At 33.9% G+C, this 3,992-nt stretch carries 3 protein-coding genes and 1 pseudogene; 2 read left to right on the top strand and 2 right to left on the bottom strand.

Annotated features, from left to right (window positions below):
• A pseudogene (locus AB3X49_RS18850) lies at positions 1 to 288 on the top strand (ATP-binding protein); the annotation flags it as partial.
• Between the two features lie 181 nt (positions 289 to 469).
• Here AB3X49_RS18850 and AB3X49_RS18845 read toward each other — a convergent pair.
• A complete protein-coding gene (locus AB3X49_RS18845; protein ID WP_367963991.1) occupies positions 470 to 865 on the bottom strand; it encodes a hypothetical protein in 396 nt (131 codons plus the stop codon).
• Positions 843 to 1,640, bottom strand: coding sequence for a ParA family protein (locus AB3X49_RS18840; protein WP_367963989.1), 798 nt, complete (start codon positions 1,638 to 1,640; stop codon positions 843 to 845). The genes AB3X49_RS18845 and AB3X49_RS18840 overlap by 23 nt, the downstream gene beginning before the upstream one ends.
• Before the next feature lie 432 nt (positions 1,641 to 2,072).
• Between AB3X49_RS18840 and AB3X49_RS18835 the strand changes: the two genes are divergently transcribed.
• The gene (locus AB3X49_RS18835) at positions 2,073 to 3,386 is read left to right on the top strand and encodes an AsnC family protein (protein ID WP_367963987.1); all 1,314 of its coding nucleotides are present in this window, start codon (positions 2,073 to 2,075) and stop codon (positions 3,384 to 3,386) included.
• Positions 3,387 to 3,992: the final 606 nt, after the last annotated feature.

Here is a 3,992-nt window from a genome sequence, read left to right as displayed (position 1 = left end):
TTACAAGAGAATTTGCAGGGCGGTGGAGTGCAACAAATCCTTTTCTCAAATGGCCATATCAAAATATTTGAGTTGCCCCAACATCGACTAGAACCAACAAAATCAATCGATGATGCAGCGCGATTACCACGGTTCCATGCAATTATTTCTGTAAGAGTTGGCGGCGATCTACACCATGCATTCATCTGCAAAATGAAACCACCAGTCGAACAGAAATATAGTAACTCTTCCCTAACTAAACAGCACACCCAATTGTACGGTCAAGGATATGAAGAGTTACAAGGATAACAGGCAATATCTATGTTATGTACTGGTATAAGAATATAGAATAAAAATCCTTGTAATAGGCTTTTTTCTTTGTAATATAAACGTAAAATCAATATTACAAATACATTAAAAAAACATAACATTAATGTTAATGTATTTAGAGCGTTTTAATAATAAAAATAAACCCTACAAAATGTAGAGTTTATAGTAATCCTCTTTTTTCAAAGAAGTCGCGGAGTATTCGATTCGCAAGTTCTGATTGCGCCCCACGTTGAGGTTTCTTACCTAATACTTTTTGGAACGCTTGTCTCACATCTTTATCTAGATGGAATCCAACGACTTTCTTATCTTGTTCTTCCTTTAGGAATCCAAGGATATCGTCATTTTCAATAACATTATTAACTTTATGTTTCGTTTCAGTTTTGTTATTGTTTTGTTTTTGTTCTTCTAACATTTCGTTAACATTATCATTAATATTAACGTTAATGTTGTTTGTTTCATCTAGTTTTACTTCTTTATTCTGTTGGGATGCATTATTGTCTTCATCATTCCTAACTGCACTATCACCAAATAAATCAGCTATATTGCGGTTGCTCATGTTCATTCAACTCCTTAAATAAACTCTTGTAGTAAAATGCAAATTCAGTATCTTTTTTAGCTAATGTAAGAGGTAGTTTGTTATAAGCGATTGAGTTCGCGAATGAAATACTTCTTGGAATATTAGCGTTAAAGAAATGCACATTTTCCTTTTCGCAGAATTGTCTTGCTTGTTTAATCGCTTCTGTATGTAGTTTCGTGTTTTTTTGAACAAGTGTAGCAACTACTCCCGCAATATCTAAATTCGGGTTGTGTTTCTGTTTAAATTGATTAATTACGTCGATGATCTTGATTAAAGAACGAACGCTATATTGTTCTGGTTGGAAAGGAATAATAATTCTGTCTGTACAACAAATTACATTACTTTGGATTAAACCTGAACTAGGTGGGCTATCGAATAGAATTACATCGTATTCATCTTCAACAGCAATTAATGCAACCTTTAGAAGTAAAAATGGATTTATGTATTTGTCTAAGTTTGGTAGTATGTCGAAATCTAAGAAACTCATCATTTCGTTAGAAGGAAGAATATCGATATTTTTATAGACGTTTACAATAGCTTCACTAGCAGGCGCGAAATTAACTAAAACATCATGTAAAGTCGTACGATACTTATCCGGGTTCTTGCCAAAAGAAAGAAGGGAGTTACCTTGCTGATCGGCATCTATAATTAAAACTCTTTTCCCTTGTTTTGCATAAAGACCAGCTAAGTTTACTGTCATTGAAGACTTCAAAACGCCGCCTTTATTCTGCACAAAAGCTAATTTATAAGTCATTTAGGCACCTCCGTTAAATTAACGTTAATGTTAAAGTGATGTAATTGATACATTCTCTTTATGTATCTTTAATAATAACAAAATGAAAACATATCATTTTGTTTTTGTCAATTTAACATATTGCTTACCAATTCTGTAACAACAAGTGTTTACCTGCTATTAAAATAAAAAAAGACCAGCGCTAGGCTTGTCGTCTGTCCTTGTAAGTATATGAATCTTGCGTTACAATAATTGTAGAAAAAACGGAATAAAAGACGCAAGGACCCATTCTCTCCCCGACCAAAGTTTGAGAATGGATCCTTCAAATAGTTACACAAGAAAATTCTTGATGTTTATTAACTTCTGTCTATATAATATCAAAAACTATTAGACAGGTAAAGTGTAATATATTCTTGTGTAGCTTCCTTTTATTTGAATAAGGAGGCTATTTGTATGTCGGTGGCAATTCAGAAACGGCAAGAGGAAACGTTCATCGATTCTTGGTATGAATGTTACTTATCAGAACGGAAGAAATCAGGATATGTCGTTACAATCGATTTAAGTAATGAGCAACATAAACAAATTTGGTATGGTCTACGAGACTTAAAACACTTGCTAAAAGCTTCAGAACGAGGTTTAAAAGACGTCTATTTATCTCTTAATGCATTTGAACACGGAAGTCGTAAAACAGCTGATTTAAAGCAAATAAGAAATATAGGCGTAGATTTGGACTTTTATAAAATAGGACTCTCAAAAGAGTATGTAATAAAACAACTACATGATTTCGTGTTTAGTGGATCATTACCGTGCCCGAATATCATTATGAACGGCCGAGGGGTGCAATTGGTTTACAGCATAAGTGGTGGCGCTGCTCCACAGATGGCGTATTTATCGCAATACATAACGAATCATTTTGTTAAAATGCTTATGCCGTTAGGTGCTGACGGTTCGTGTTCGGACTTATCGCGTGTATTCCGCTTGCCATATAGTACTCATAGTAAGACTGGACAACAAATCACAGTGGATCTATGGACGGAAAAAGAGTATTCACTGCAAGAGTTATATGAATATGTACCGCCTTTAGAGAAGAAACGTAAGCAAAAACGTAAGGGGATGCTTACAACATTACCAGCACGAAAAGGGGTAATGGACCTTTTCAGTTTAAATACAAAACGTAAAGCTGATTTAGAAATGATTGTAGAACTTAGAAACGGTGTCATAGAAAATCGAAACGATTTAACATACATTTACTCATTTACGACTGCTCTAATCGTTAAGAACCAAGCAGCGACGTTAGAAATGACGTTCCAGTTAAATGCAAAACTTGCTGATCCGCAACCAAAGAAAGAGGTGGAACGTACAGCTAAGAATGCGTACAAGGATGCTATGGTTTTCTTCGATGAGTTTGCTAAGAATGATTACAAACGTTTCGGATTACCAAATAACATAGTAAAGCCTATGCGTAATGATACCGTAATTAGGAAGTTAAATATCGATTTCACGCAAGACGAAAAAGAAAAAATGAGTACATTAATCAATAAAGTAGAAAAACAACGACGCGATACGGAAAAAAAGCGCGAAAAACGACGAGCTGAAGGTGTGTCGACTCGTGACGAGTATTTAGCTGAAGAGCAAAAGAAAACTGAGGGAAAGCTAACTATACTAAAAAAAGCTAAAGATCAGTATCCTGCCGCATCTATCCGGAAATTAGTTGAATATACAGGGTTATCCAAATCAGTTATAGGACGATTAATGAAGCAACTTTAATAAGTGTCCCACCCTATATCTTCTTAAACCGTAATATATGTGTGTCGTTTTTGAAAATAAAAATGTGTCTCATGGTGTGTCTGCTTAAACCTTACAATTATTTGGACTACGTATATTTATCAATTTAGTGCACCCCTTATTTAGGGGGTTTTTATTTTGTTAGGGATGGTTAGGCTATGTTTTTTTGGGAATTAGGTTTTATTAAACAGATACAGTACGTGAAATTTTATAACGGTAATTATATTTAGGGGATTTGTTAACGGTGTTTACTTTAAAATAGATTATAAAATTAACAAACGAATATTCATGTCCGATTTGTAAAGATTGCGGTGATTTTGAAGCTACAGTAGAGTATCCAATAAAGCCATGGGTAGGAGAATATAAAAATGTTTGTTCTAATTGCTTTAAGTTGAGAATGGATCAAATGAAAGCAAAAATTAATTTTAATAATAGGCCTCACCATACCATTTCGGGAAAATTGTACGTTTAGACAAAATTCAAGTTTTTTTTTGTAAACTATCATAATTTTTAATTCCTTCGATTAATTTTTACGGTTCTGTTGCAAAGTTTAAAAAAATAGAGAACGGATTATAAAGTGGCGTTTGG

This window comes from Bacillus sp. C30, from assembly GCF_040838255.1.
Taxonomy (GTDB): domain Bacteria; phylum Bacillota; class Bacilli; order Bacillales; family Bacillaceae_G; genus Bacillus_A; species Bacillus_A mycoides.
This window is presented reverse-complemented; position numbering and strand designations above follow the sequence as displayed.

Excerpts from the sequence above, each read along its gene's own strand:
- AB3X49_RS18845 (WP_367963991.1), bottom strand. The coding sequence starts at position 865 with ATGAGCAACCGCAATATAGCTGATTTATTTGGTGATAGTGCAGTTAGG.
- AB3X49_RS18840 (WP_367963989.1), bottom strand. The coding sequence starts at position 1,640 with ATGACTTATAAATTAGCTTTTGTGCAGAATAAAGGCGGCGTTTTGAAG.
- AB3X49_RS18835 (WP_367963987.1), top strand. The coding sequence starts at position 2,073 with ATGTCGGTGGCAATTCAGAAACGGCAAGAGGAAACGTTCATCGATTCT.